Genomic DNA, 26,912 nt, shown 5'->3' on the forward strand with positions numbered 1-26,912 from the left:
CGCGAGTACCGCTCCCGGCTCCGTGAGGTCCCGCCGCCGCGACTATGTTGACGGGTGACGTTCACGACTACGTATGAGTAAGACACCCGACGCGGCGACCGCGGGGACGTTCGATCTGGACGGCGAGACGACGGTGAACCGGCTCGGATTCGGCGCGATGCGCCTGTGCGGCGACGACATCATCGGCGCCCCGGACGACGAGGAGAACGCCCGCGAGGTCGCCCGCAGCGCCGTCGAGTTCGGCGTCGACTTCGTCGACACGGCCGACTCCTACGGACCGGGCACCTCCGAGCGCCTGCTTCGGGAGTCCGGGATCGTCGACGACGCGGTCGTCGCCACGAAGGCGGGGCTGCTCCGGGAGGCCGGCGGCGACTGGCTCCCCCACGGCGATCCCGACTACATCCGTAACCAGGTGCTCGTCAGCAAGGACCGCCTCGGCGTCGACGCCATCGACCTGTACCAGTTCCACCGCCCGGACCCGGACACGCCGTTCGCCGACAGCGTGGCCGCGTTCGCCGAGCTAAAAGACGAGGGACACGTCGAGCACGTCGGCCTCTCGAACGTCACGGTCGAGCAGTTGGACGAGGCGCGCGAGCACGTCGAGATCGCGACCGTCCAGAACCAGTACAACGTGGCCAACCGGGAGGACGAGACGGTCCTGGAGGCGTGTGCGGACGCCGGGATCGGCTTCATCCCGTGGTACCCGCTCGCCGCCGGCGACCTGGGCGCCGTCGGCGACGCGCTCGATGCGGTCGCCGCGGCGCACGACGCGACCCGCCGACAGGTCGCGCTCGCGTGGCTGCTCGCTCACTCGGACGTGACGATCCCGATCCCGGGCACCTCCAGCGTCGACCACCTCCGTGAGAACGTCGCCGCGGCGTCGCTGTCGCTCTCGGATGACGAGGTCGCCCGGCTCACCGACGCCGGAGAGTAACTGTCGCGTTCGGTCCGATCGGTGGGTTCGGCCGGTTCGGTGGGTTCGGCCGGTTCGACCGGTTCGATGCGTCCCGTCTTACGCCGTCCGCCACGACCGCAGGTCGATGATGATGACCGCCGTGACCGCCGCGAGCGCGACGACCGCGCCGGCGGTCACGGCCATACTCGGCGCAAACACGAGCCCGTAGATGAGCATCAGGAGGGCCGTCGCAGCGACGACCATCACGACCAGATACCGGATCAGCCAGTCCTCAGCCTCGCGTTCACTCATTGTTGTGGGAGGTTGCTCCGCGATCCGATAAAAGCGCGTCGGCATCTACCGCGCCGACCAGCCACCACGGCGTCACCACACCGCCGCGGTGAACGACGGCCACAACGCCCATAGTACGAGCACCGTAGCAAGCGCCAGCGCCAGCACGTCGTCCCGTCCGAACGTCGCCTCCGGCGGCGTGGGATTCCACGAGAGACATCGCGCGCGCAGCGCGACAGCCAGCCGGTCCGTGCGGGAGAGCACGCGGGTCAATCCCGCGGTCGCGACGAGTCGCACGCGGTCGCGCAGCGGACGCCGGTCGCCGAGTCGTGCGGCCATCGCCTCGCGTGTCCGGGCCAGATCCGCCTGCAGAACCGGGAGAAACCGGAACACGAGCCCGACGCCGAGCCCGAGAAGCCGTCCCGGCTTGCCGGGGACGAGCCGCGCGACGGCGGCCTCCGACTCCCGAACGGGCGTCGTTCGGACGTACGCCGCGACGAGCGCGAGGAGGAGGAGCGTGCGGTACGCCGCAAGCGCCGGATCGACGGCTGCGGCGGGGTCGATCCAGGGGGCTCCGAACCGCAGCGACTCGATCGCCGGCGCCGCCGCCAGAAACGGGAGCACCCCGCGGTACTCGCCGAACACGACTCCCGGCGTTGTCGATGCGAGCGCGATCAGGACCACCGTGAGCCCGGTGAGCACGACGAGCCCGGCCGGGTCGGTATGCCCGAACGCCGCCGCCGCGAACGCCGCCTGCAGCAGCAGCTTGCTCCGCGCGTCGAGGCGATGTCCCACGGAGTCGCCCGGCTCGTACGTCAGCATCGCTCGGGCCGGCGCACCGGGCGGTCCTCGAGGGCGTCGAGGCCGGCGGACGGGGGCGCGTCGACCGCGATCTCGCCGTCGGCGAGGACGACGAGCCGGTCGGCGTGGTCGAGCACGTCCCGCAGGTCGTGGGTCACGAGCACGATTCCAGTTCCGTCGCCGTGGAGTTCGAGGAGGTGGGCGAGTACCGACTCGCGGGCCGACTCGTCGAGCCCCGTGAACGGTTCGTCGAGGACGAGATGGGCCGGGTCCATCGCGAGCGCGCCGGCGATGGCGACCCGCTCCTGTTCGCCCCCCGAGAGCCGGTTGATGCGCTCGTCGCCGCGGTCGGCCATGTTCACGGCCGCGAGCGCGCGCTCGACCCGACGGTCGATCTCCTCACGGGGTAACCCGAGGTTCTCCGGGCCGAACGCCACGTCGCGGGCGACCGTCGCGGCGACGAAGCAGTCGCGCGGCTCCTGAAACACCATCCCGACGCGCGTGCGAGCGGCGACGAGGTCGTCGACGACCGGGGTTCCGTCGACCAGTACCTCGCCCTCGTCGGGCGTGAGCAGGCCGTTGAAGTGTCGAACGAGCGTCGACTTCCCGGAGCCGTTGGCGCCCGCGAGCACGAGGAACTCCCCGTCGGGAATCTGAATCGACACCTCGCGGAGGGCGCTCGACCCGGCTTCGGCGTCGGTATCGGCGTCGTCATCGGTACCGACGTTGGCGTCGTCATTGCTACCGGCGTCGCCGGCGCCGTACCGATGTGTGAGTTCGCGAACCTCGATCACGGCTCGGGTTACCGCGCGATGACGGCGTCGCTGCGAACGATCGCCACCGTCGCTGCCGCCTTGATCGCCTCCGCGGGGACGAACGGAACCGCCGCGGCCAGCACCGCGGTCACGAGGCTCACATCGCCGACGAGCGCGTAGCCGACGGTTCCGAACGCGTAGATCACGAGCGTCCCGGCGGTCATCGCGCCGACGAGGCGACCGAGGCCGACCGAACCCGGGTCGGTCAGATCGCCCGCGCCGTGGACTCCCACGCCGACGACGGCGGCGGCGAACGGGTACGACCACAGGTATCCCCCCCACTGTCCGAACAGCGACCCGAGGCCGGCGGAGCCGTAGGCGAACACCGGCGCACCGACCGCCCCGGCGACGACGTAGATGATCAGTGACGCCGCGCCCCACACGGGGCCGAGGAACACGCCGGCGAGGAACACGCCTAACACCTGCAGAGTGAACGGCACCGAGGTCACCGGAAGCTGGAACGAGATGTACGCGAACACGCCGGTCAACGCCGCGAACAGCGCCGCCCGCGCCACGTTGGCGACGATCTCGTCGCCGACGAGGTCGACGTCGTCCGTTGCGGTACTCATGTGCTCTCCCGTAAACCAAGCGTGTTGTTAGACTTTACGAGACGTTCGGGTGACTATCGGTGCCTGCTGCGGCGTCGAACCGTGGTCGTCGTTCCGGCTGCTCGCTGGCTTGCTGTCGTCCGGAACTGTCCGCCCGAAACGGTCGTGTTGGGCCATGCTTATGACCGTCGACCGTCGAGTCCGGGGCATGTCGGACGACGCTTCCCTCAGCGACACTCGAGAAGCCGCCGAAGGGGAGACGCCCGCAGTCGTCCAGGAGGACCGACAGTCGCCCGAGGACTCGTTTGCGGTCGTCGGCAACGAGACGCGGCTGTCGATCCTCCGCGTACTCCACGAGCGCGTTTCGGTCGGCGATCGCAGCGAGTACACCGTCCCGTTCACCGAGCTTCGCGAGGCGGTCGGCGAGGCCGACAGCGGGAAGTTCAGCTACCACCTCAACCAGCTGCTCGGGGAGTTCGTCGAGAAACGCCCCGAGGGCTACATGATCCGATACCCCGGCAGGGAGCTCGTCCGAACGGTGAAAAGCGGCGCCGTCGCCCCAACCGAGTGCGCCGTCTCCGAACCGACCACTGCGTCGTGTTACCTGTGCGGGGCGCCGGTATGCGTGTCGTACACGAACGGGTTCGTCTCGGCGCGGTGCACCGAGTGCCCGGGGGCACTCGGCTTCGATTACATGCCGGAGGGGACGCTGAGCTCGATTCCCGTCCCCGGCGGCGCCGTCGGCGACGACATCGACGCCGCGCCGGAGGCGCTCTTGGACCGCGTTCACAGCAGATACTGTCACCGCGCTCGGACGTTCGGGGACGGAAGCTGTCCGCGCTGCGGCGGCCCGACCGAGTCACGGCTCCGCGAGTGCACCGATCACGACGCGAGCGACGGCCCGTGTGCCGAGTGCGGCACGAGCATGCCCGCGACGGTCAGGGTGGTCTGCGAGGTGTGCTCCGAGGGCGGGATCTCCCCCGCGGCGTTCATGGTCAGCCATCGAACGCCCTTCCGCGAGGCGCTGGCGGCCGCGGGAGTCGACGAACTCGGCTACGACGCCTTCGCCGTCACGGCCGGGTGGCCGATGCACGTCGTCGACGGCGACGAGCCGGCCGTCGAGTACGACCTTCCCTCGGGACGGGTGCGGGTGACCGTCGACGGCGACATCCGGGTTCGTCCGGTGGAGTGAGCGAACGCGGACCCGAGTTCGCCGCCATATTGTCGGTGTCCCGACGCCACAGCGACGCCGCAGCCGGTCAGTAGCGCGCCGCGAGCGCCTCGAACCGATCGAGGTCGTGGCCGTACAGCACGTCCGCGTCGGTCCGCCGCTCCAACTCACGGAGCGTCTCCAGACTCTCGCGCCAGTCCCGCTCGCTCCACAGCAGCCCCGGGCCCAGCGGCGCGCCGTCGGCGTAGTTGGCGTCGACGTAACACTCGTCGCCGGCGACGAGGAGGGTCCCCTCCGACGTTTCGATCCGAGCACCGAGGAGGCCCGGGGTGTGGCCCGGCAGGTGGAGCAACTCGAACCCGTCCGCGAGCGTGTGACGATGGCGGTGGACCACGCGCCAGTTCAGGTCGCCGTCGAAGTCCGACGCCAGATAGGCGATCGACCCCTCCTCGGTGTGCGACGAGTAGAAGGCGAACTCCAGTTCCTCCCGGTGGACGTACACCGGGGTGTCGGTGCCGGCGAACGCGTCGAGTTCCCCAGCGTGATCGAGGTGGAGGTGGCTCATCACCACCGCGTCGATGTCGGCGAGCTCGTACCCCGCGTCCGCGAGGTCGCTCTCCAGGGAGTGCTCGCTCGCGTCGTACGCCTCGAACGCGCCGTACAGCGGCTCGGGCCAGTACTCCGCGGCGTCGGTGGGCACGCCCGTGTCCCACAGGTACGTCCGGCCGCCGGCCTCGATCACGGCGTTCCAGACGACGAACTCGATGCGGGTGTGCTCGGGATCCGGTTCGGCCGCGCTGGCCATCGACGCGCCGTCGACGACGTACGCCTGGTCCGCGCGGACGCGACCGCGGTCGACGAGGGTGACCTCGGGCATGCCCGTTCACACGACCGCCGGGGGCTTCAACGTACGCCCGGCGTCGCGCTTCCGCTCCCCACCGAGGTCGTGTTACTGGATTCTCATCTCGCGCCGGCCTCACACCATCGCGTCCGGCGTCACCTCGGGATGGTCGCGGACGTACGCCACGAGGGTGTCGACGTACGACTCGAACGCCGGCGGCTCGATCCCCGTTCCGGCGAGCGCCGTTCGCGTCGCACCGTCGGCGTACTCGGTCGGGTGCGTGAGGTACGGCACGGTCTCCGGTTCCAACCCGAGGATGTCGCCGATGAGCGGCGCCTCGCAGGCCGCCTTCGCCACGCGCGCCGTGGTCGGGACCGGCACGATCCGGCGCCCGGTCGCGCGGCCGAACGCCCGGTACAGCCCCGCGATCGTCGGGGGGTTCGGGTCGCACAGCTGGTAGGTTCTGCCGACGGTGTCGGCCATCCCGCTGAGCGCGTCGATCGCGTCGACGACGTAGTCTCGCGGGACGAGGTTCAGCGTCGTCGCCCGCGGGTCGCCGATCCGCGGGACGAACGCGACCCGTCGCTGCCGGCGCACCAGATCGAGCAGGTAGTAGGGGCCGTCGTACTTCTGCGTCTCCCCCGTCGTCGAGTCGCCGACGGCGATGGCCGGCCGGTACACCGTCGCCGGGAGGTCGCGCTCGGTCAGTGCCTCGCGAACCAGCACCTCGGCGCGGTGTTTCGTCGCCTCGTAGTGGTTGTTGAACGGTCCCGCCTCCGCGAGCATCTCCCCCGTGAACGTCCCCTCGTATCGACCGCTGACGTAGCAGGTGCTCACGTAGTGGAGGCGGTCGAAGTCTCCAGATTCACGCGCGTCGACGCAGAAATCGAGCACGTGACGGGTACCGTCGACGTTGACCGCCTCCGCGAGCTCGCGCTCGACGCCGAGGTCGTACACGGCCGCGAGATGGTACACGAGGTCCGTCCGGGCGGCGAGCGCGTCGCGCCGGTTGTCGCCCGAGTCGCCGAGCGCGAGGTCGCGCTCGGTGATATCCCCCTCGACGAGGTCCACGCTCGGAAGATCGGGGTCCGAGTCGGGGGCGCGCTCGCGTCCGCCGGCCGCGGCAGCCGACAGCAGCGCGTCGCGGCGACGTTCGGCCGCCTCGCGGTAGCGCGGCTGCACGAGGAGCACGAGCGCGTCCTTGTCGCCGTGGCGGTCGAGCAGTCGCTCGACGAGCGCGGAGCCGAGGAATCCCGGGAAACCGGTGAGCAGGACGGTCGTCATCGGGGCCCTCCGCGGCCCACGAACGGCAGACGGCGGACGATCCGCGAGAGGCGATTCGCGCCGCGAAGGAACGCGCTTCCGACGCGGACGGCCGGCCCGCGCCACGGCGGGCCGGGGAGCGAGAGTTGGCCGGCCCGGGAGACCGCGACCGTCTGCGCCTCCGTGTACTTCGACAGTCCCTCGCGGCCGTGACGGCGGCCGACTCCGGAGTCGCCCATGCCGCCCATCGGCGCGTCGACCGCGCCGTACGTCGAGATGTACGCGTCGTTCACCGAGACCGTCCCCGTCCGGATCCGCTCGGCGACACGCTCCCCCCGCGCGGCGTCGCGAGTCCAGACGGACGCGTGGAGTCCGTACGCGGAGTCGTTCGCCCGGTCGATCGCTTCGTCGGCGTCGGCCACACGGTGGAGCGTCGCGACCGGGCCGAACGTCTCCTCGCGAGCGATCGCCGCGTCGTCGTCGACGGCCCCCAGCAGCGTCGGTTCGTACACGTACGGTCCCACATCCGGACGGTGACGCCCGCCGGTGAGCACCCGCGCGCCGTCCGCGATCGCGTCGTCGACGGCGTCACGGACGCGGTCGAGTTGATCCGGGCCGATCAGCGAGCCCACGTCCGCGTCGTACGAGAAGCCGACGCCGAGATCGAGCGCTCGGGTCGCCGCGACGAGCCGATCGCGGAACTGTTCGTAGACGGCGTCCGCGACGTAGATCCGCTCGAGAGCGACGCACAACTGGCCCGCGTTGGGGAAACAGCCGGCGACCGCGCCGTCGACGGCGTCGTCCAGATCGGCGTCCGCGAGCACGACCATCGGGTTCTTCCCGCCGAGTTCGAGCGAGGCGTCGACGAGACGGCGCCCGGCCGTGGCGGCGACCTCCCGGCCGACCGCGGTGCTTCCGGTGAAGCCGACGAAGTCCGCACGCTCGACCAGCGCGGTGCCGGCAGTCTCGCCGGTCCCCGGGACGACGTGGACGCACTCGGACGGCACGCCGGCGTCGATCAGGAGCTCTCGTCCCGCGAGCGCGGTGTACGGCGTCGCCTCCGCCGGCTTGATCACGACGGTGTTGCCGGCCGCGAGCGCCGGGAGGGCGTCGGAGACGGCGAGCGTGAGCGGGTAGTTCCACGGCGTCACGAGGCCGACGACGCCGATCGGGTGACGATGCTCGGTCGTTCGGGTCGCTCCCGGGATCGCAGCGGCGCGGCGGGTCGACGCCAGCAGTTCCGGCGCACGCCCGGCGTAGTACTCTGCGTTGGCGGCGATGTCCCACACCTCGTTCACGGCGCCCTCGCGCTCTTTGCCCGTCTCTGCCTGGACGACATCCGCCAGCGCCGCTCGCCGGTCGAGCACCAGATCTGCCACCCGTTCGAGGACGGTCGCTCGCGCGGACGGCGAGCGTGCGCTCCACGAGCGCTGCGCCGCCCGTGCCCGATCGATCGCCGCGGCGACGTCGTCGACGCTCGCGGCGGGCAGCGGTCGGAGCGTCGTTCCAGTGTGGGGCGACGGCTCGCGCAACAGGTCGCGAACCCGGTCGTCTGCGGGGGTGTGTTCGACGACGCCACGGCTGTCACCTGCGTCGGTGACATCGGCGCCCACAGTGACATCGTCTACGGCGATAGAATCGCTTCCGACGGTGGTCTCGTCGCCCCGTTCGTCGGGAGCAGCGCGTGTCGCGAGGGCGCCGAGTTCGGCCAAGCGCGATCGTGAGAGGCGGGACTGAAGGCGTCGAGATCGCCGGTCAGCGGCGGAACGCGTCATCGTCTGTGACACACGACGAACCGTTGTAACTGCACGGGTGGTGGGGCGAGTCGGTCGATCCGTTCGGTGTGAACGCGGCGGACGCGGACGGCGGACACGCAGTCGCCCGACCAACGTCAGATCGACGACGGAGTCGACAACTGGGGCGAAAGCGGCGACAGCGGCGTCGATGGAGATTCCGGCGTCGACAGGGATACCGACGTCGACAGCGATGCCGGCGCCGATAGCCACATACCTCCCGCGGCCGCGGTCACCTCCATGTCGGGAGATCCGGTCGCAACTGTTCAGCTCGTCCGTCACGCAACACTCCTGGTCACGGTCGGGGACACGACACTGCTCGTGGATCCCATGCTCGCAGCTCAGGGTGCCGATCCACCTGTCGAGAATACACCCAACCAGCGCCGTAACCCCCTCGTCGACCTGCCGCCGGTCGACCTCGATCACGACGCGGTGCTCGTCACCCACCGCCACAACGACCATTTCGACGACGCAGCACGTGACCGACTCGACGCTGACGTGCCGTTGATCGTCCACCCCGAGCAGGTCCAGGAGTTCGAGTCAGAGGGGTTCACCGATGTCCGTCCGCTCGACGGGGAGCTCGCGGTCGGAGACTTGAGACTCTCACCCACCCCCGCTCGTCATGGCCATGGAGATCTCGCGGCGGCGATGGCGCCTGTGACTGGGGCGATCGTGCGCGGTTCGGACGCGACCCCCTCGATCTACCTCACCGGCGATACCGTCTGGTACGACGAGGTGGCGGAGACGCTCTCGGAAACCCGACCGAACGCCGTGATCGTGAACACAGGCGGCGCGCGCTTCCGCGAGGGCGAGCCGATAACGATGGACGGCGACGATGTGAGGCGCGTTCGTGAGGTCGTCTCGGACGACACGACGGTCGCTGCCGTGCACATGGATGCGATCAACCACTGTCTCGTGACGCGCAGCGACCTCCGTGGCGCCGTCAACGATGTCATGATCCCCAGCGACGGCGACGTGCTCCGGATCGAGTGATTCGGTCGGGTTCCGCCGGGGTCGCTGATAGCCGGGTTGCGGCGGCGACCCCATCCCCGGCACCCCCGAAAGCACTCGAAACACGGTGTTGACCGCCGCGAACGTGTCGACGCGGAGACGAGACGCTGGCGGTGGCGCCACTTCTGCCGGTCCCACTCTGTGAAGCACTCGCAAAGTGGTGTGGAACGGGGACTCCCTGACACCAGTTTTCGTGTGCTTTCCTCACGGAAGGGAGGGTTGGGTCCGGAGCGAGGCGCTCTCGCGTATAATATATCGTTATCGATCCTAGCTAGAAGAAGAAGAAGAACAGCCGTGTACCCGGCGAATTCGCTAGTCTCTTGCGATAGTATATGACCTCTTACCAACACTATCTCGGCATTTATATATCAAGATCTCAGCGATCTCTGGTCGGGCAGACCGAACCCACACTCGACTGATCCAAGCACTCGAAATACGGTGTGAGGGTGGCCGGCGAATCAGTCCGACAGATCTATCGGAGATCTTACGACTCACTGCGCGGTCATCATCCAGAAACCCGTTTACCCGCCCGAAACTCCGGTTCATACGTCCTTACCTGGCTTATACGAGTTTCGAGCGAGGAGAGCACACGAAATCCGGTGTCGTACCCCTCGGTCGTCGGGTGACTCGACACCTCGTCCGTGCGCCGACCTGAAAGCACTCGAAAACTGGTGTGTGTCCATGGACGTGACGGGTATTCGTGGGCGTGGTGCGTTCTCGGATGTGGCCGTTCCGGAAAACTGGACTGTCCCGAGAAGCGTCCACACGCCTCTGTGTATGCCGAACGGTTGTGCATACACCTACGTGGTCCCAATAGCCGGCGCTTGTTGATGCAGCCGGCGCTTGTCGACGCAGCCGTCATTCAGTCAGTCGCTAGAAGTCGGGACTCCGCCGTTGACACGCGACAGTCGGCGACCGATCGTGTTGCGACGTTCCCATTCTCAGTCACACCGCAACGCTCCGATCATCCCGCTGAAGCACTCGAAAACCGGTGCTTCCCCCGTGTCGTCAGCCGGAGCACTCGCAGTCACCTGCAGTCACTCGCAGAGCACTCGCAACTACCCGGTGTAACACTCGAAAGCACGCGAAAGCATTCGAACTTCCATAGCCTTATCACTCGGGTGGCCGGACTGGGTGGTGCGACATGGGGTCGAGTTCGATATTCGAAGACGACGTGGAGATAATCCGAAACGCGGATCTCTTCACAGAGGAGCACACCCCGGCGGAGATCCTCTGCCGCGACGACGTGATGCAGGACTACGTGAACGCCCTGAAACCGGTGTACAAAGGGAGACCTCCGAGAAACGCCTTCCTCTACGGCGACACGGGCGTCGGAAAGACGGCGGCGACGAAGTACCTGCTTCAGGAACTCGACGCCGACATCGACTCGCGCAACGCCGATGCGCCCGGCGACGAGCGTGGGTTCACCTACGTTCGCGTCAACTGCCAGAACCTCGCGCCTGCCGACGGAACCGCCTCCTCCTATCAGGTCGCCATCGCGCTGGTCAACGAACTGCGCGACGGCGAGACCGTCTCGTCGACGGGATACGCCGCGCGCGAGGTGTACGAGATGCTGTACGACGAGCTCGACGCCATCGGCGGCACTGTCCTTATCGTGCTCGACGAGGTCGACCGCGTCGGCGAGTCGGATACGCTGCTGTACGATCTCCCGCGTGCGCGCGACATCGGCTACGTGGAGAACACGCGGATCGGGCTTATCGGGATCTCGAACGACTACACGTTCAGGTCGAACCTCTCCCCGAAGGTCCGTGACACGCTGTGTGAGACGGAGATCAAGTTCCCGGCGTACACCGCCGAGGAACTGGAGGAGATCATCGAGGCGCGCGCCGAACGCGCGCTCCACCCCGACACGTACGGGAAAGAGGTACTCTCGCTGTGTGCCGCACTCGCCGTTCGCAACTCCTCCGGGAGCGCGCGTCGCGCGATGGACCTCCTCAAACAGGCGGCCGAACACGCCGAGAACGAGGGGCACGTCCCGATCGAACCCGACGACGTGTACGCGGCGAAAGAGGAACTCGACTACGGGGATATGGTCGAGTCCGTCGCCGATCAGGACCAGCACAAACAACTCATCCTTTCGGCGGTCGCGCGCCTCGACGCCGACGGCCGAACGCCGGTGCGGACGAAAGCTATCCACGCGGCGTACCGCCGCCTCGCGCAGGCCGCGGGCGACGATCCGCTGAGCCAGCGCGGGATGTACAACCACCTCACCCGACTCGACATGCTCGGGTTCCTCCACTCGTACCAGAACAACGAGGGCCTCCGCGGCGGCCAGTATAACACCTACGAGCTGTCCGAGGCGCTCACCGTCGAACAGGTCCGGGACGCCATCGCCGAGTCGGAACTTCCACTCGACGGCGTTTCGCTCGACATCGAACGGATCCTCCGTGATGCCGGGCTTATCGACACCTGAGACCTCCTCGTCGTGTGACTCGGTCCCGTTCCGCTCTCGCATACTCTGTTCGGTTCTCTACCCACACCAACACCGGTTTTCGAGTGCTTCCGGCGTGATCTGACGGGGACGCTCAGCTCGCACGTACTCGCTCCCATCGGGTGCACATCGCGCGCGCTCAGCAATACTGTATCCGCCACTCAGTGTTATGCTACTGTATCCGGCCGCTCAGCACGTATGCGTCCGAACCCGCACTTCCCGCACCGGCTCCGTTCTGCTCAACCGAGTCGGTTGCGACAGCACGTGTACGGTGAGTGTTTCGACGTGCGTCCGATGGGCCGTGTTCCACCGCCCACACAGCGCGGACGCGAACTGTTCGTGCAGCGTGTCGTCACCGTTCCACCGGACGACCTCCAGGTACTTGCGCCATCGCGCGCTGGGATAGGTACTCCACCGACGATCCGATCGCTGCAGACTCGGGTCCCCGCCGTGGATCACGTCCACCTCTTCACCGGATTCGAGTGTCCCGACGGCGACGTACCACACGTCCTCGGTCGGCGGCGACGGGGCGAACATGTCCCACCTGGTCTCTTGCGGACTCACCTCGATCGTGTCCATCTCGGGGGTGTCGACGTACCCCAACGCGGCAGCGTTCCACAATACGACGACGAGCAACAGCACCGTCGCGACGCCGCGGCCCGTGTGTCTCACGGCCGCGGCGATCCACGCGCGATCGACGGACCCGAGAGGTCTCGCTCCCCTACGTCCATCTTCGGCCCCGGTCCAACCCGGGACGACTCTGCACAACGGTGATAGAGCCGAACCGAGTTCCACGATATCCGCTCGCACGCCGGTACTGAGTCGGCGTATGAGCCGCCGCCCCGATCGGATCGTCCGGTCCGTCAGGGTCCTTCCGATTGTCCGCTCCGTTTCGACCGCTCGAGTCGTCCCGACCGCCCAACCCGCCCCAGCCGTCAAAACGCTCCCCGTCGTCCGAACGGTCCGGTTCCACCGCCTTTCGATCGACTCCCACACGGCTGGAGGAAGATACGGGACCAACGCGGCGAGACTGACGAGCGGGAACAATCCGACTCCGAGCGTGACTGCCATTCCTGTGTGTGCGGCCGCGAACGCCGCGACGACGGCAGTTCGTCTCCGGCCGGTGGTGAGCACGAGCAGCGGCGAACAGCACAACAGGATTACCCATGCGGTACCGAGCCCGGCAAGCAGACCCGGATACGCCGCGAGTCGCTCTCCGAGGAAGACAGTCAGCGAGTCGATACTGAACACCATCCGCACCGCTCGTCCGCTCGGCCACGCGTCTCCCCGCAGCTTGATCACTGCGTTGACCACGTAGAGGACCACCGGCTGAATCAACAGGGCGACGGCGGCCGGATGCCGGCTCTGTGTCCGATCATCGAGCACCAGACCGGAGCCGAGCGGAAGGAAGAGACTCCACAGCAGGGTTCGTCGCAGCAGCGAGTCGCCTCCGTTCAATACGATCGGGTTCCGTGCGTGAAGCGAGACGAGGAGGACCAGCGAACAGACCGCCGCTACCTTGGTACGGTAGCCGAACGCGAGCGCGAGGGCGGCGATACCGGCGGCCACAAACAGGAGTGTAATCCACCAGGGTTCTCCGAACCAGGCGTGCACTGAGAGGGTCGCCGTGATCGGGTAGCGGGTGAACAGTACCGACCGCGGAAGCGCGCCCGCATCCGTGTAGAAGAATGCTAACGACCGTGCGCGCAACAGGAGATCTGCGAGCAACAATGCCCCCAGCGCGACTCTAAGGGCGACGAGCGCCCGTCGGTCGACGAACAGCCGGCGAGCGAGTACGGACCGGACGCCGCGACCGGCGGCTGTGAGATGCGTTCGGAGGGCCACATGGCCGAGATTCAGTCACCAAGTTGAATAGTTTGTGACGAACTGCTCGTCGGAACCGTCTGCCGCTGGACGGAGACTGTGAGATACGTACCCACGTGGTGCAGTACCTCGCCGACCCCGAGACGACGGGCTTATACGTACCACTGCCATTCGATGTGATGTGAAGCGCGCCGCGGTCGGCGCGGCGACACGCTATGAGGATTCCGCCCCTGCGGTCCGCCGCAAGACGGTATCTGATGTGAGCCCCGATAGTTCGGTGACATCTGGTCGGTTCCACGATGTCGCCACGATATGACCCGCCACCCTCCCTTCACGGGGAGACATTCCGGTTGATCCTGCCGGAGGTCATTGCTATCGGAGTCCGATTTAGCCATGCTAGTCGCACGGGTTTAGACCCGTGGCGAATAGCTCAGTAACACGTGGCCAATCTGCCCTACAGATCGCGATATCCTTGGGAAACTGAGGTCAATAGCGAATACGGTCCCATGCTTTGAACAGCCGGGACCGGAAACGCTCCGGCGCTGTAGGATGAGGCTGCGGCCGATTAGGTAGACGGTGGGGTAACGGCCCACCGTGCCAATAATCGGTACGGGTTGTGAGAGCAAGAACCCGGAGACGGAATCTGAGACAAGATTCCGGGCCCTACGGGGCGCAGCAGGCGCGAAACCTTTACACTGCACGACAGTGCGATAGGGGGACTCCGAGTGCGGAGGCATAGTGCCTTCGCTTTTGTGCACCCTAAGGCGGTGCACGAATAAGAGCTGGGCAAGACCGGTGCCAGCCGCCGCGGTAATACCGGCAGCTCGAGTGATGACCGATTTTATTGGGCCTAAAGCGTTCGTAGCCGGCCGGGCAAGTTCGTCGGGAAATCTACCAGCTCAACTGGTAGGCGTCCGGCGAAAACTGCCCGGCTTGGGACAGGGAGACTCGAAGGGTACGTCCGGGGTAGGAGTGAAATCCTGTAATCCTGGACGGACCACCGATGGCGAAAGCACTTCGAGAGAACTGATCCGACGGTCAGGAACGAAAGCTGGGGTCTCGAACCGGATTAGATACCCGGGTAGTCCCAGCTGTAAACGATGTTCGCTAGGTGCGACGCAGACTACGAGTCTGTGTTGTGCCGTAGGGAAGCCGAGAAGCGAACCGCCTGGGAAGTACGTCCGCAAGGATGAAACTTAAAGGAATTGGCGGGGGAGCACTACAACCGGAGGAGCCTGCGGTTTAATTGGACTCAACGCCGGACATCTCACCAGCCCCGACTGTTCGAATGACGCTCAGTGTGATGAGCTTAGCAGACGATCAGAGAGGAGGTGCATGGCCGCCGTCAGCTCGTACCGTGAGGCGTCCTGTTAAGTCAGGCAACGAGCGAGACCCGCGTCCCTAATTGCCAGCAAGACCCACGAGGTCGTTGGGTACATTAGGGAGACTGCCGCCGCCAAGGCGGAGGAAGGAACGGGCAACGGTAGGTCAGTATGCCCCGAATGGGCTGGGCTACACGCGGGCTACAATGGTCAGGACAATGGGTTCCTACCCCGAAAGGGGACGGTAATCTCAGAAACCTGGTCGTAGTTCGGATTGTGGGCTGAAACTCGCCCACATGAAGCTGGATTCGGTAGTAATCGCGTGTCACAAGCGCGCGGTGAATACGTCCCTGCTCCTTGCACACACCGCCCGTCAAAGCACCCGAGTGAGGTCCGGATGAGGCCTGGGTTGCCAGGTCGAATCTGGGCTTCGCAAGGGGGCTTAAGTCGTAACAAGGTAGCCGTAGGGGAATCTGCGGCTGGATCACCTCCACAGAACGGGACCAGGCCGACGCGCCTGGCCCACCTAGAGGTCTTCGTGGCACTCGTGGATGCGACCAGACACCTTCGAACTATCGGGGCTCGTCTTCAGACCTCGTTGGTACCTCGACAGGGTTCGATTCCCTGTAGGTCACTCTCGTACCGCGATTCGAATCGTGCCCCTTAAGTGTGGCACGAGGAGATGAACTGGTACACACGATCGATGCACCATCCCGCGAGAGCGGGGATGGGAAGGGTCGATGCACGCTCGCGTGACACCCACGTGACGTGCGATGACGACCGTATGTACGTGCAATCCAGACACCCACTGAACCCGATTCATCGGGTCCATTGGGTTCCACTCAGTATTGGCTACTGTGCCAGCTGGTGGATGGCTCGGCTCGAGAGCCGACGACGGACGTGCCAAGCTGCGATAAGCCGTAGGGAGCCGCATGGAGGCGAAGAACTACGGATCTCCGAATGGGAATCCCTCTACAATTGCTTTGCGCAATGGGGAACGCTCCGAATTGAAACATCTCAGTAGGAGCAGGAAGAGAAATCAAACCGAGATGTCGTTACTAACGGCGAGTGAACGCGACACAGCTCAAACCGAAGCCCTCACGGGCAATGTGGTGTTCGGGCTGATATCAAGCGAACTCGATCGACGAGAAGTCTCCTGGAACGGAGCACGATACAGGGCGACAGTCCCGTATCGTCGATAGAGTCCGCGGATCAGTTCCCAGAGTAGCGGGGGTTGGATATCCCTCGTGAATATCTCAGGCATCGACTGAGAAAGCTAAACACTCCTCGAGACCGATAGCGAACAAGTAGCGTGAGCGAACGCTGAAAAGCACCCCGAGAAGGGCGGTGCAATAGGGCCTGAAATCAGCTGGCGATTGAGCGACGGGGCTTGAAAGGCCCCGCACAGAATGACCGAGACGCGAGTCTCCAGTAAGACGTGCGGGGAGCCGAAGTTCCGTCGTGCGTTTTGAAAAACGAACCAGGGAGTGTACTTCTCCGGCGAGTCTAACTCGATCATCGAGGAAGGCGCAGGGAAACCGATATGGCCGCAGTCTTACGACGAGGGCCACCGTGTTCAAGCGCGGGGAGTCGACGAAGTACGACCCGAAACCGAGTGATCTACTCCGAGGCAGGATGAAGCGTGCCGAAAGGCACGTGGAGGTCCGTTAGCGTTGGTGTCCTACAATACCCTCGCGTGATCTTGGAGTAGGGGTGAAAGGCCCATCGAACTCGGCAACAGCTGGTTCCGACCGAAACATGTCGAAGCATGACCTCTCCTAAGGTAGTTCGTGCGGTAGAGCCACCGATTGAGAGACCCGCCTCCGAGAGGAGTCGGCCTCTCTGTCGAACTCCGAACGTACGAACGCTGTCGACGGAGGGAGTCCGGTGTCCCGGGGTAAGCTTGGGCACCGTGAGGGGAACAACCCAGAGTTAGGTTAATGACCCAAAATGTGGATTAAGTGTAATCCTCAGAAGGTAGTCTTGAGCCCTAAACAGCCGGGAGGTGAGCTTAGAAGCAGCTACCCGCTAAGAAAAGCGTAACAGCTTACCGGCCGAGGTTCAAGGCGCCCAAAATGAACGGGACTCAAATCCACTTCTGATACCTAACCGCCCCCATCACAGGGGGACCGTGTAGGTCGGCGTACTGTGCGGATGGAAGCGCGGGCTAGAGCTCGCGTGGACCGCTCAGTAACGACAATCCTGGTCACAGTAGCAGCGATATTCGGGTGAGAACCTCGAAGGCCTAAAGAGTAAGAGTTCCTCGGCACTGCTAATCAGCCGAGGGTTAGCCGATCCTAAGTCCGGCCGCAATTCGAACCGGACAAACGGGGAACTGGTTAATATTCCAGTGCTACCACGCACTGAAAGTCGACACCTCCGGAACCGTCTGGCTGGGCACTCGCCCAGTCGAACTCGTGAATTCCGTGGAAGCCGTAACGGCACGAAGCGGAAGAAGACGAGAACAGCGAAAGCAGGCGTTACCAGGGGTCCGTGAAAAGACGAGCGTGGTATTCGTATCGAGATCCGACACAGGTACTCTGGCAGAGCAAGCCAAGGCCGACGGGAGCAACCGACGTTAGGGAATTCGGCAAGTTAGTCCCGTACGTTCGCAATAAGGGATGCCTGCCCTCGACGGGGCAGGTCGCAGTGACTCGGTGGCTCCGACTGTCTAGTAACAACACAGGTGACCGCAAATCCGCAAGGACTCGTACGGTCACTGAATCCTGCCCAGTGCAGGTATCTGAACACCTCGTACAAGAGGACGAAGGACCTGTCAACGGCGGGGGTAACTATGACCCTCTTAAGGTAGCGTAGTACCTTGTCGCTTCAGTAGCGACTCGCATGAATGGATCAACGAGAGCCACACTGTCCCAACGTTGGGCCCGGTGAACTGTACGTTCCAGTGCGGAGTCTGGAGACCCCCAAGGGGAAGCGAAGACCCTATAGAGCTTTACTGCAGGCTGTCGCTGAGACGTGGCCGCTGACGTGCAGGATAGGTAGGAGTCATCACACAGGTACCCGCGCCAGCGGGCCACCGAGACATCACTGAAATACTACCCGTCAGTGGCTGCGACTCTCACTCCGGGAGGAGAACACCGGTAGCCGGGCAGTTTGACTGGGGCGGTACGCGCTCGAAAAGATATCGAGCGCGCCCCAAGATTTCCTCACGCGGGACAGGAACCCGCGGAAGAGCGCAAGAGCACAAGGAAGTCTGACAGTGTCATTCCAAGCGAGTGACGCTGACGCGAAAGCGTGGTCTAGCGAACGGATCAAGGGCCTCAATGGCCCGGATTTACGACAGAAAAGCTACCTTAGGGATAACAGAGTCGTCACGCGCAAGAGCACATATCGACCGCGTGGCTTGCTACCTCGATGTCGGTTCCCTCCATCCTGCCCGTGCAGAAGCGGGCAAGGGTGAGGTTGTTCGCCTATTAAAGGAGGTCGTGAGCTGGGTTTAGACCGTCGTGAGACAGGTCGGCTGCTATCTATTGGGGGTGTTACGGTACTTGACGGGAACGTTCGTATAGTACGAGAGGAACTACGAATGGTTGCCACTGGTGTATCGGTTGTCCGAAAGGGCAGCTGCCGAGAAGCTACGCAACACGGGGTAAGAGCTGAACGCATCTAAGCTCGAAACCCACCTGAAAAAGAAGTACCACGGAGGTCACTCGTAGAAGACGAGTTCGATAGACTCGGGGTGTACGCGTCGAGGCAACGAGACGTTCAGCCCGCGAGCACTAACAGACCAAGCCACACTCATATACTGGAGCCCGATGTTCCGTTGAATCGGGTTCAGGTGTTACCTGGATTGCACGTACATTATCGGTCGGAGACCGACGCAGGCGTTACATCGGATCGTTCCCGATGGTCGGCCTTCGGGCGGCCACAGCGGCGGGGCACCACCCGTACCCATCCCGAACACGGAAGTTAAGCCCGCCAGCGTTCCGGTAAGTCCTGGAGTGCGAGAGCCTCTGGAAACACCGGTTCGCCGCCCACCACTCATACTACACAAGCCCACCAGCATCCCGCTGGTGGGCTTTTTCCATTTACACAACCGTCGAACAGTGACAACGCCGATCGACGGAGGCTGTCCGCGACCGGCAGGTCCCCGATTACCGTGATTCAAAGCACCAGCGAGACGATCGCGAGGACGATGAAGACTATCACGAGCCACTTCGCTATCGTCATGCTCATTCCGGCGATCCCTCTCGCACCAAGTACAGCCGCGACGAGCGCCAGCACGAAGAACACGATCGCGTACTGGAGGAACTCACCGCTGAAAAACTGAAGCGGCGTGCCGATCGCTACCGGATCGAGTCCGACTTCTCCACCTGTAAGCGACATGTGTATCTATCAACACAGTACAGACGGATTGTTATGACAGACGTACGGCGTGACTCATCGCTGAGCAGGAAATACACATGTCGCACTGACCGATCCGGAGCTACCTGGAGTGAACACACGACAAACTGAAAGAAGGGTGTAGTTACCGAGCAGAAGTATACGAGAATGCTCCGGCAGGGATTTGAACCCTGGTCATTGCCGTGAGAGGGCAATATGATTGGCCGGACTACACCACCGGAGCGCGGTGATGCACTGCGTGTGTGCATCTCTGCGTATGCCTGTGGACTGTAAAACGGTGTCGGTTCGCCACCGCCGTGTGTGGGTTTGGCGTGCTGGCTGGCGGGTTAGACGGCGTCGCCGACGGCGCCGGCGACCTCGTCGGCCCAGGCCAACAGCCGTTCGTCCGCACCGAATCCCGCGGCGACTTGCACACCCACGGGAAGGCCGTCCACGTTCCCGGCGGGAAGGCCGACCGTCGGGAGTCCGGCGTGTGTCCACGGGAGATTCATCGCCGGATCCCCGGTGTCGTCGATCCCCTCGGGCGCGGGGCCGGGCGCCGCCGGCGCGATCCACGCGTCGATACCGTGTTCGTCGGCTGTCGATGCGAGCGAGTCGCGCAGCGCGTCCCGTCCGCGTCGGCCCCGGACGAGCGCCGACACCGGCGCGGACCGCCCGTCCTCGATCAGTTCGCGGGTCGCGTCGGCGTACTGATCGGCGTACTGGTCGTACCATTCTCCGTGTGCGAGCGCGGCTTCGGCGGCGACGAGCGTGTCGTGTCGGTCGTTCACGTCGTCGATATCGGGGATCGCCTCGACGCGGACCAGTTCGTATCCGTCGTTCGCGAGCGCATCGAGAGCCCGCTCGAACGCCTCACGCCCCACCTCGGACGCCTGGTCGAGATACGGACCACTCGGAACGCCGAGCGTTGGCGGCCCGGTCGGTTCCTCCCCGCGCCGATCGTCCCAGCCGTCGAGGAGGACCGACGCCGCCAGTGCCGCGCCGGCGACATCGCGCGTGAAGGTACCGACGTGATCGACCGACGCCGACAGGGGGATCACCCCGTCGGTCGGGAGGCGACCGCGGGTGGGTTTGAACCCGACGACGCCGCAGAAGGCGGCGGGCCGGATGACTGACCCGACGGTTTGTGTGCCGAGCGCGAGCGGTGCCGTCCCGCTCGCGACTGCGGCCGCGGATCCGCTCGACGATCCCCCCGGTGTGTGGTCGAGGTCGTACGGATTTCGTGTCGGCGCGGGGGCGAAGTACGCGAACTCGGTCGTATGCGTCTTCCCGGCGACGATCGCCCCGGCAGCTCGAAGCCGTCGGACGGCGGTCGACTCCTGGCCGGCGAGCGCGCCCTGCGGAAGCTCGGACCCGGCGCGTGTCGCCAGTCCGTCGACGTGAAAGATGTCCTTCACGCCCACGGGAACGCCGAACAGCGGGGGCCGGTCTGTGTCCTCGGTTGCGTCGGTTCCCGACTCGGTTCGCGGATGGCGCGCGCGAAGGGCGTCCGTTTCGGCGGTCAACCACGCGCGGGATTTCGCCGCGTCGACCCACGCGCGTACCTCCGGGTCGCGGTCTTCGATCCGATCGCGGAGCGTGTTCGCGTACGCCGTCGGGTCTCGTTCGCCAGTCCGGAACGCGGCGGCGAGCGGTGCGAGCGCCTCACCGGTTCGATCTCTGTCCATGCGGACGGCTTCTGGGGGCTCGGTAGTAGTTCTTCGGAGCCGTCCCCTCGGTCGAAGTTCACGGTGAAACCGAGACGGCGACTCGACGATCTGATCCGGTCAGGTTCGCTTCGAGCGTGCCTCACGCACGTCCGCACCGTCTCGAAGCTTGTCCTCGCAGTTCGGACACACGCGAACGGTCTCGCGTTCGCCGGGCGCGAACACCCGAACGTACCCCTCGGTTACGAACCCGCCACAGTTTGCACACTCCGGCATCGAACGAACCCATTCGTTTGATCGCTAAAAAGGCACCCCCCGACTCGTCCCGTTCACCCGCCGAATGCCGGATGCACCACGATCGTCGACGACGACCGCCGACGGATACGGTCGACGGAACTCCGGTCGACGAAAGCGCCGTGGGCGCCGGTTACGCGACGCGGTCGCCGCCGGCGAACACTGCGGCCGGGTCCTGCCACGCGTCGGCGTCCGCGGCGGGGTTGTCATCGAGGACGAGCAGATCCGCCCGGTGATCCTCGGCAATGCGACCGACATCGTCGAGCCCGCACAGCTCCGCGGCGGTGACGGTCGCGGCCTCTAGCGCCGCCTCGGGGCTCATTCCGAACTCGACCATGTACGCCAACTCGTCGGCGATGTTGTCGAAGTAGTTGAACGGCGTGCCGGCGTCGGTACCCATCGCGATGTCGACGCCGGCGGCCTCGGCGTGCTCGAACGAGGAGGCGAACGCCTCGCTGGCCTCGACGGCCTTGTCCATCGCCGACTCGGGGATCCCAGCGCCGGGGTTCTCGACGATGTTCTTGAGGGCGGCGGCCGTCGGTACCCAGTAGGTCCCCTCGGCGGCCATCGCCTCCGCCGCTTCCCGGTCCATGAACGTTCCGTGCTCGATGCTCGTGATGCCGGCGTCGACGGCGTTGAGCAGCCCCTCTTTCCCGTGGGCGTGCGCGGCCGTCGGGACGCCCTTGGCGCTGGCGGCGTCGACGAGCGCCTCCAGTTCTTCGTCGGTGAGCTCCGGCGCGCCGGTCTGAGCGCCCTCCGTGAGCACGCCGCCGGTCGCCATACACTTGATCACGTCCGCGCCGCGTTTGAGCTGTTCACGGGCGGCCCTGCGGACCTCGTCGGGGCCGTCGGCCTCGCGGCCGAACCAGTAGCCGTGCCCCCCGGTCATCACGACGTTCTCTCCGCACGCGAGCACGCGCGGGCCGGCGAGCCGTCCCTCGGCGACCGCGCGGCCGGCGTCGAGCGCAAGCGTCCCCGAGGCGCCCAGGTCTCGGACGGTGGTGACGCCCGCCTCCACGGCCTTCCGGAGGTTCGCGGCGGCGATATACGCGTGGTCGAAGTCGCTCTCGTCTATGGCGGTCGCGACGTCCGGACGCCCGTCCATCATCAGGTGAACGTGCGAGTCGATCAGGCCGGGGGCGACGAACTGTCCGCTCACGTCCGTCTCGGAGTCGCCGCCTCCGACGTCGCCGACGGCGACGATGTCGCCGTCCGCGATCGCCACGTCGGCTTCTCGGGTTCCCTCGGCGTCGACGACCGTGCCGTTCCTGAGTACGTGCATACCCTGGCTGAGGCCGGGGAGGGCCTAAATCCGAGGGTCGCGGCGGTCGAGGGGAAAGCGGGGCCGAGTCGGGGGCCGGTCGCCGGGCGGACCGACGGGTGTGGACGTGTATAAAAAATCCGAACGCGGTCGACCGCGGCCGGCCGCTCAGGCCTCGAAGTCGATTGTGCTGATCGTCTCGATGTTGCCCTCCATGTCCGTGTTGTACTGGAGGAACGCGTACGTGACGGCCGTCATGTCGCCGTTCTCGTCGAAGTCGACCGAGGAGGAGGCGCCCTGGTAGTAGACGTCCTCGCCGTTCGCGACGGCGCGGAGACCCTCGGGGAGGTTCCCGGGCGTGACCTCCATTCCGTCGTTGGGGTTGGCCACCGCGCGCATCTCCTCTTTGATCACGTCGCCGTCGTTCTCGCCCGCCTTGACGTTCGCGAGCAGGCAAACGGCCGAGGCGTCGTACGCGTGAGCGTTGAACACGCCGGGGGAGCGGTCGTACTCGTCCTCGTACAGCTGGCCGAACTCCTCCTGTCCGGGACCGGTCGCCTGCGGCGTCGTCGCGTAGACGTTCGCCATGTCGTTGCCGACCTCGTCGGGAAGGGTCGGGTCGACGAGGCCGTCGGTCACCAGGACGTCCGTGTCGTTGCTGTAGTTGGCGTAGAAGTCGCGGAAGATCTGGATCCCCGAGGCCGGGTAGCCGATGACGACGAGCATGTCCGGCGAGTCGCCCATCGCGGTCGACAGCGGCGACGTGTAGCTGGACTGCTCCTGCTCGAAAGCGACCTGTTCCTGGACGGTTCCGGAGTACTCCTCCTCGAACGACCCGGCGAAGGATTCCGCCAGCGCCTGCCCGTAGTCGTTGTTGACGTACAGGACCGCGGCGCTGGAGTTACCGAGCTCGCCGTCGGCGACCTGCGCCATCACCTGCCCCTGAAGCGCGTCCGAGGGCGCCGTCCGGAAGATCAGGTCGTCGTCGTCGAGGGTCGTCACGTTGGGCGACGTCGAGGACGGCGAACAGCCGATCATCCCGTTGGGGATGAACACCTCGCGGGTAACCTGGAGGTTCACCCCCGAGGAGGCCGGTCCACACACGGTCGGGTAACCGGCGTTCGCGAGGCCGTTGGCCGCCTGGATCCCCGCCTGCGGGTCGGTCTGGGAGTCCTCGACCGTCTGGTCGAACTCGACGGGCATGTCGCCGGCCGCTTCCAGCTGCTTCACCGGGAGGGTCCCGCCGTCGCGGATCGGGCCGCCGAGCGACGCGAGGTCGCCCGTGAGCGGCATCAGCACCGAGTGCATCACGGTGCGCATCGACTCGGAGTCGTCGGGCGCCTCGGTGGTCTCCCCGTCGGCTTCGGTCTCCTCGTCGTCGCTACCGCCGCCGCCGTTGCCGTTGCCTCCGCCGCCGCCGTTGCCGCCCGAGTCGTTCTGGGTGATACATCCTGCGAGTCCGACAACGCCTGCCGTGCCGGCGCCCTTCAGGACGTCACGGCGATCGATCTTGCGTGCCATGTGAGAGCCAATGCCGTAGCCGTTTATAAAGTTGACCGAACGTGAACAGTACACACGGGAGACCGAGTATGAGGCCCGCGGACCGACACGCCCAAGCCGACGCGCGGGGGATGACCAGCAAATGACCTACCCCTCGTTCGTCGTCGGTATCGCCGGGGGGACCGGCGCGGGGAAGACGACGGTCTCCCGGCTGATCACCAAGCGCGTTACCGACTCTGTGACTCGGATCCCGCTGGACAACTACTATCGGGACCTCTCACATCTCGACCTCGAGGAACGCGCGGAGGTGAACTACGACCATCCGGACGCCTTCGAGTGGCCGCTCCTTCGCGACCACCTCGAGACGCTGCTGTCGGGCAACAGCGTCGAGATGCCGCAGTACGACTTCGAGATCCACAACCGGAAAGAGGAGACCGAGACTGTCGAACCGACCGACGTGATCATTCTCGAGGGGATCCTCGCGCTGTACGACGAGGAGATCAACGACATGTTGGACCTCCGCTTGTACGTCGAGACGGACGCAGACGTGCGCATCCTCCGGCGCATCGAGCGGGACGTGGTCGACCGCGGCCGCGACTTGGAGGGCGTGATCGACCAGTACCTCTCGACGGTGAAGCCGATGCACGAACAGTTCATCGAGCCGAGCAAGAAGCACGCGGACCTGATCATCCCCGAAGGGGCCAACCGCATGGCGATCAATCTGCTCGAGGAGAAACTCCAAAACGAGGTCGAGGGCGAGGGGACACGCACGTGGGAGCGCGAGGACTTCGAACGCGAGATCGGCGGGCAAACGCGCTGAAGGGGGCGGGCGGCGGAACCTGACCACCCCCGGACGAGGCGTCCGGTCGGTTCGATCGGCATCCGCGCAACGGTCGGAGGCGATCGATCGGACGCGATAACTCAGCAGGGTACGCGACGGCTCAGCCGGACGCTCGAGGAAGAACGTCGAGGATCGGTTCGAGCCGACGGCGCGCTATCCGCGGGTACGGGTGAACGCGTCGGCGCCCTCGTACGTCCAGAGGTCGTTGGCGCGCATCGTCTCGCCGACGGCCTTGTGGAAGGTGATGATGTCCTCGAACTCGGTGTCGTCGTCGATGTCCTGGAAGACCTCATCGACGGAGACGACGGTGTCCGCGTCGAGCCGCACCGGGTGGTCGGCGAACTCCTCGCGATAGTCGCCCGCGCGCAGCGGGAAGTCCTCCTCCTCGTCGACCTTCTTCACCAGCACCGCGTGCCCGTACTTTCGGCGTCCCTCGCTTCCCTGTTCGCCGTCGGGGTCGTGGGGCCAGTCGTGCGCACTCATTATACGGCGGTAGTCGCGGGGGGCGATTAGTCGTTTCGTTCCCCGCACCACTCCTCGGTGGATGCTGATCCGACGGCGGTCCGTGGCGATTCCACGGCGGTCCGTGCCGACACCGACGCGTACATGGCGTCGGAGCAGTCTCGTTCGCGTGTGAACCGGAACGACAGATCCATCGTCGGGCTCACCATGCTGGCCCACGGGATGGTCCACACCTACGAACTGTCCATCCCGATCTTCATCCCCATCTGGCTGGCGGAGTTCGACGTGGTGGCGCTGGGCCCGGTCGAGGTCGCGGTCACCTCCGCGACGCTCGGCCTGCTGGTGACGGTCGGATACGGCCTGTTCGGCCTGGGCGCGCTCCCGGGGGGCGTGCTCGTCGACCGAGTGGGATCGAGCCGTCTCATCACCGCCTGTCTCGTCGGGATGGCGGCCGCGTTCGTTTTGCTCGGGGCCGCGCCCGGACTGGTGTCGATAACCCTCGCGATGGTCGTGTGGGGCGTCTCCGCGTCGGTGTATCACCCGGCGGGACTGGCGCTGCTCTCGAAGGGCGTCGAGGAGCGGGGCACCGGCTTCGCGTACCACGGCATCGCGGGCAACCTCGGGATCGGCCTCGGGCCGCTGCTCACGACGCTCATGCTGCTGGTTCTCGACTGGCAGACGGTCGCGGTGATCCTCGCGGCGCCGGCGCTGTTGGCGGCGCTGTACGCCGTCCGCGCGAGCTTCGACGAGACCGCGGCCGTCGAGGCCGCCGCCGACGGCGGCGAGGACGCGGGCGACTCGAAGGCCGACGCCGGCGTCGAGTCGCTAACGGAGTTCATCGCCGAGTCACGCGTGCTGTTCACGGGGAGTTTCGCGCTCGTGTTCCTCGTCGTGATGATGTCCGGGCTGTACTACCGCGGCGTGCTCACGTTCATGCCGGAGTTGCTCGATGGCCTCCCCGGCTTCGAGCCGGTGGTCGTCAGGTCGCTGCTGCCCGGCGGGATCGTCGATCCCCTCGGCGGACTCGCGGCTCGGGAGGTGTCGCCCGCGAACTACGTCTACTCCGGGCTGCTCATGATCGGCGTCGTCGGCCAGTACGTCGGCGGGAAGCTCACAGACCGCATCCCCGTCGAACGCGGTATCGCGCTCAGCTTCGGGCTGCTCGGCGTGCTGGCGCTGTTGTTCCTCCCGGTCGCGAACCTCGGGTTCGCGCCGTTCCTCGTCTTCGGGGCGGTGCTGGGTGCCGCGCTGTTCGTCGTCCAGCCGTTCTACCAGGCGACCGTCGCCGAGTACACCCCCGCGGGCACCCGCGGGCTGTCGTACGGCTACACCTACCTCGGCGTCTTCGGCGTCGGCGCGCTCGGCGGCGCCGTCGCCGGAACCGTGTTGACCTACGCGAACCCGCCGATGCTGTTCGGTGTGCTCGCGACCTTCGGATTCGTCGCGTCCGCGACGGGCGTGGTGCTGGCACGGCGATAGTCGCGGGAGGACCGCGGCGACGTCGACCACTTCCGAC

At 65.9% G+C, this 26,912-nt stretch carries 20 protein-coding genes, 1 tRNA gene and 3 rRNA genes; 9 read left to right on the plus strand and 15 right to left on the minus strand.

Going from position 1 to position 26,912, the window contains the following annotated elements; all coding sequences use genetic code 11:
- The first annotated feature begins 73 nt into the window (after positions 1–73).
- On the plus strand, positions 74–934 hold the full coding sequence (locus ABJD39_RS14250) for an aldo/keto reductase (protein WP_348610075.1): 861 nt from the start codon (positions 74–76) through the stop codon (positions 932–934).
- A gap of 78 nt (positions 935–1,012) precedes the next feature.
- Here ABJD39_RS14250 and ABJD39_RS14255 read toward each other — a convergent pair whose 3' ends face one another.
- From ABJD39_RS14255 to ABJD39_RS14270, 4 genes are all read right to left on the minus strand, one after another.
- Entirely contained in the window at positions 1,013–1,207 is a 195-nt protein-coding gene (locus ABJD39_RS14255; protein ID WP_348610078.1) for a hypothetical protein, read from the minus strand.
- A 72-nt stretch (positions 1,208–1,279) separates the two neighbouring features.
- On the minus strand, positions 1,280–2,008 hold the full coding sequence (locus ABJD39_RS14260) for an energy-coupling factor transporter transmembrane component T family protein (RefSeq protein ID WP_348610081.1): 729 nt from the start codon (positions 2,006–2,008) through the stop codon (positions 1,280–1,282).
- A complete protein-coding gene (locus ABJD39_RS14265; RefSeq protein WP_348610084.1) occupies positions 2,002–2,781 on the minus strand; it encodes an energy-coupling factor ABC transporter ATP-binding protein in 780 nt (259 codons plus the stop codon). The genes ABJD39_RS14260 and ABJD39_RS14265 overlap by 7 nt, the downstream gene beginning before the upstream one ends.
- Before the next feature lie 8 nt (positions 2,782–2,789).
- Positions 2,790–3,371 (minus strand): biotin transporter BioY, encoded by a 582-nt coding sequence (locus ABJD39_RS14270; RefSeq protein ID WP_348610087.1) that lies wholly within the window; start codon positions 3,369–3,371, stop codon positions 2,790–2,792.
- Positions 3,372–3,558: 187 nt separating this feature from the next.
- Here ABJD39_RS14270 and ABJD39_RS14275 point away from each other — a divergent pair, with 187 nt between their 5' ends.
- Positions 3,559–4,542, plus strand: a complete 984-nt coding sequence (locus ABJD39_RS14275) for a winged helix-turn-helix domain-containing protein (RefSeq protein ID WP_348610090.1) — start codon at positions 3,559–3,561, stop codon at positions 4,540–4,542.
- Between the two features lie 67 nt (positions 4,543–4,609).
- Here the strand turns inward: ABJD39_RS14275 and ABJD39_RS14280 are convergent, their stop codons facing one another.
- The 3 genes from ABJD39_RS14280 to ABJD39_RS14290 form a co-directional block, all read right to left on the minus strand.
- Positions 4,610–5,398 carry an N-acyl homoserine lactonase family protein gene (locus tag ABJD39_RS14280; RefSeq protein WP_348610093.1) on the minus strand — a complete coding sequence of 263 codons (789 nt, stop codon included), beginning with the start codon at positions 5,396–5,398 and terminating at the stop codon, positions 4,610–4,612.
- A gap of 99 nt (positions 5,399–5,497) precedes the next feature.
- The gene (locus ABJD39_RS14285) at positions 5,498–6,646 is read right to left on the minus strand and encodes an SDR family oxidoreductase (RefSeq protein ID WP_348610096.1); all 1,149 of its coding nucleotides are present in this window, start codon (positions 6,644–6,646) and stop codon (positions 5,498–5,500) included.
- Positions 6,643–8,238, minus strand: a complete 1,596-nt coding sequence (locus ABJD39_RS14290) for a succinic semialdehyde dehydrogenase (protein WP_348610099.1) — start codon at positions 8,236–8,238, stop codon at positions 6,643–6,645. Before ABJD39_RS14290 ends, ABJD39_RS14285 begins: the two co-directional genes overlap by 4 nt.
- Before the next feature lie 420 nt (positions 8,239–8,658).
- Between ABJD39_RS14290 and ABJD39_RS14295 the strand changes: the two genes are divergently transcribed.
- Together ABJD39_RS14295 and ABJD39_RS14300 are read left to right on the plus strand one after the other, a co-directional pair.
- Positions 8,659–9,411 (plus strand): MBL fold metallo-hydrolase, encoded by a 753-nt coding sequence (locus ABJD39_RS14295; RefSeq protein WP_348610102.1) that lies wholly within the window; start codon positions 8,659–8,661, stop codon positions 9,409–9,411.
- A gap of 1,162 nt (positions 9,412–10,573) precedes the next feature.
- Positions 10,574–11,863: a Cdc6/Cdc18 family protein gene (locus ABJD39_RS14300; RefSeq protein WP_348610105.1), complete on the plus strand. Its 1,290-nt coding sequence runs from the start codon at positions 10,574–10,576 to the stop codon at positions 11,861–11,863.
- Between the two features lie 207 nt (positions 11,864–12,070).
- Here the strand turns inward: ABJD39_RS14300 and ABJD39_RS14305 are convergent, their stop codons facing one another.
- Positions 12,071–13,726 (minus strand): HTTM domain-containing protein, encoded by a 1,656-nt coding sequence (locus ABJD39_RS14305; RefSeq protein WP_348610107.1) that lies wholly within the window; start codon positions 13,724–13,726, stop codon positions 12,071–12,073.
- A 322-nt stretch (positions 13,727–14,048) separates the two neighbouring features.
- Here ABJD39_RS14305 and ABJD39_RS14310 point away from each other — a divergent pair.
- The 3 genes from ABJD39_RS14310 to rrf all read left to right on the plus strand — a co-directional run bounded on the left by ABJD39_RS14310 (position 14,049) and on the right by rrf (position 19,027).
- Positions 14,049–15,520 (plus strand): 16S ribosomal RNA (locus tag ABJD39_RS14310).
- 350 nt (positions 15,521–15,870) lie between these two features.
- A 23S ribosomal RNA gene (locus tag ABJD39_RS14315) occupies positions 15,871–18,789 on the plus strand.
- Between the two features lie 116 nt (positions 18,790–18,905).
- Positions 18,906–19,027, plus strand: a 5S ribosomal RNA gene (rrf, locus tag ABJD39_RS14320).
- Together the 16S, 23S and 5S rRNA genes form the textbook arrangement of a ribosomal RNA operon.
- 125 nt (positions 19,028–19,152) lie before the next feature.
- Here the strand turns inward: rrf and ABJD39_RS14325 are convergent.
- The 6 genes from ABJD39_RS14325 to ABJD39_RS14350 all read right to left on the minus strand — a co-directional run bounded on the left by ABJD39_RS14325 (position 19,153) and on the right by ABJD39_RS14350 (position 24,114).
- Entirely contained in the window at positions 19,153–19,374 is a 222-nt protein-coding gene (locus ABJD39_RS14325) for a DUF1328 domain-containing protein (protein ID WP_348610110.1), read from the minus strand.
- Positions 19,375–19,540: 166 nt separating this feature from the next.
- Positions 19,541–19,615, minus strand: a tRNA-Glu gene (locus ABJD39_RS14330).
- 103 nt (positions 19,616–19,718) lie between these two features.
- Positions 19,719–21,059 (minus strand): amidase, encoded by a 1,341-nt coding sequence (locus ABJD39_RS14335; RefSeq protein WP_348610113.1) that lies wholly within the window; start codon positions 21,057–21,059, stop codon positions 19,719–19,721.
- 99 nt (positions 21,060–21,158) lie between these two features.
- Entirely contained in the window at positions 21,159–21,314 is a 156-nt protein-coding gene (locus ABJD39_RS14340) for a DUF7563 family protein (RefSeq protein ID WP_348610116.1), read from the minus strand.
- 151 nt (positions 21,315–21,465) lie between these two features.
- Positions 21,466–22,614, minus strand: a complete 1,149-nt coding sequence (locus tag ABJD39_RS14345; RefSeq protein ID WP_348610119.1) for a metal-dependent hydrolase family protein — start codon at positions 22,612–22,614, stop codon at positions 21,466–21,468.
- A gap of 147 nt (positions 22,615–22,761) precedes the next feature.
- On the minus strand, positions 22,762–24,114 hold the full coding sequence (locus ABJD39_RS14350; protein WP_348610122.1) for an ABC transporter substrate-binding protein: 1,353 nt from the start codon (positions 24,112–24,114) through the stop codon (positions 22,762–22,764).
- 121 nt (positions 24,115–24,235) lie between these two features.
- Here ABJD39_RS14350 and udk point away from each other — a divergent pair, with 121 nt between their 5' ends.
- Positions 24,236–24,913, plus strand: a complete 678-nt coding sequence (gene udk, locus ABJD39_RS14355) for a uridine kinase (RefSeq protein ID WP_348610126.1) — start codon at positions 24,236–24,238, stop codon at positions 24,911–24,913.
- 174 nt (positions 24,914–25,087) lie between these two features.
- On the opposite strand, the gene ABJD39_RS14360 is transcribed toward udk, so the two are convergent.
- Positions 25,088–25,417, minus strand: a complete 330-nt coding sequence (locus ABJD39_RS14360) for a DUF5785 family protein (RefSeq protein WP_348610129.1) — start codon at positions 25,415–25,417, stop codon at positions 25,088–25,090.
- A 123-nt stretch (positions 25,418–25,540) separates the two neighbouring features.
- Here ABJD39_RS14360 and ABJD39_RS14365 point away from each other — a divergent pair, with 123 nt between their 5' ends.
- Positions 25,541–26,875, plus strand: coding sequence for an MFS transporter (locus tag ABJD39_RS14365; RefSeq protein WP_348613657.1), 1,335 nt, complete (start codon positions 25,541–25,543; stop codon positions 26,873–26,875).
- Positions 26,876–26,912: the final 37 nt, after the last annotated feature.

Origin of the sequence: Halobaculum rarum (assembly GCF_040025155.1) — an archaeon.
GTDB lineage: Archaea > Halobacteriota > Halobacteria > Halobacteriales > Haloferacaceae > Halobaculum > Halobaculum rarum.

Bases quoted from the DNA above. Each gene is read 5' to 3' on its own strand.
- ABJD39_RS14250 (WP_348610075.1), top strand. From the start codon at position 74: ATGAGTAAGACACCCGACGCGGCGACCGCGGGGACGTTCGATCTGGAC.
- ABJD39_RS14255 (WP_348610078.1), bottom strand. From the start codon at position 1,207: ATGAGTGAACGCGAGGCTGAGGACTGGCTGATCCGGTATCTGGTCGTG.
- ABJD39_RS14260 (WP_348610081.1), bottom strand. From the start codon at position 2,008: ATGCTGACGTACGAGCCGGGCGACTCCGTGGGACATCGCCTCGACGCG.
- ABJD39_RS14270 (WP_348610087.1), bottom strand. From the start codon at position 3,371: ATGAGTACCGCAACGGACGACGTCGACCTCGTCGGCGACGAGATCGTC.
- ABJD39_RS14275 (WP_348610090.1), top strand. From the start codon at position 3,559: ATGTCGGACGACGCTTCCCTCAGCGACACTCGAGAAGCCGCCGAAGGG.
- ABJD39_RS14280 (WP_348610093.1), bottom strand. From the start codon at position 5,398: ATGCCCGAGGTCACCCTCGTCGACCGCGGTCGCGTCCGCGCGGACCAG.
- ABJD39_RS14285 (WP_348610096.1), bottom strand. From the start codon at position 6,646: ATGACGACCGTCCTGCTCACCGGTTTCCCGGGATTCCTCGGCTCCGCG.
- ABJD39_RS14295 (WP_348610102.1), top strand. From the start codon at position 8,659: ATGTCGGGAGATCCGGTCGCAACTGTTCAGCTCGTCCGTCACGCAACA.
- ABJD39_RS14300 (WP_348610105.1), top strand. From the start codon at position 10,574: ATGGGGTCGAGTTCGATATTCGAAGACGACGTGGAGATAATCCGAAAC.
- ABJD39_RS14325 (WP_348610110.1), bottom strand. From the start codon at position 19,374: ATGTCGCTTACAGGTGGAGAAGTCGGACTCGATCCGGTAGCGATCGGC.
- ABJD39_RS14335 (WP_348610113.1), bottom strand. From the start codon at position 21,059: ATGGACAGAGATCGAACCGGTGAGGCGCTCGCACCGCTCGCCGCCGCG.
- ABJD39_RS14340 (WP_348610116.1), bottom strand. From the start codon at position 21,314: ATGCCGGAGTGTGCAAACTGTGGCGGGTTCGTAACCGAGGGGTACGTT.
- ABJD39_RS14345 (WP_348610119.1), bottom strand. From the start codon at position 22,614: ATGCACGTACTCAGGAACGGCACGGTCGTCGACGCCGAGGGAACCCGA.
- ABJD39_RS14350 (WP_348610122.1), bottom strand. From the start codon at position 24,114: ATGGCACGCAAGATCGATCGCCGTGACGTCCTGAAGGGCGCCGGCACG.
- udk (WP_348610126.1), top strand. From the start codon at position 24,236: ATGACCTACCCCTCGTTCGTCGTCGGTATCGCCGGGGGGACCGGCGCG.
- ABJD39_RS14360 (WP_348610129.1), bottom strand. From the start codon at position 25,417: ATGAGTGCGCACGACTGGCCCCACGACCCCGACGGCGAACAGGGAAGC.
- ABJD39_RS14365 (WP_348613657.1), top strand. From the start codon at position 25,541: ATGGCGTCGGAGCAGTCTCGTTCGCGTGTGAACCGGAACGACAGATCC.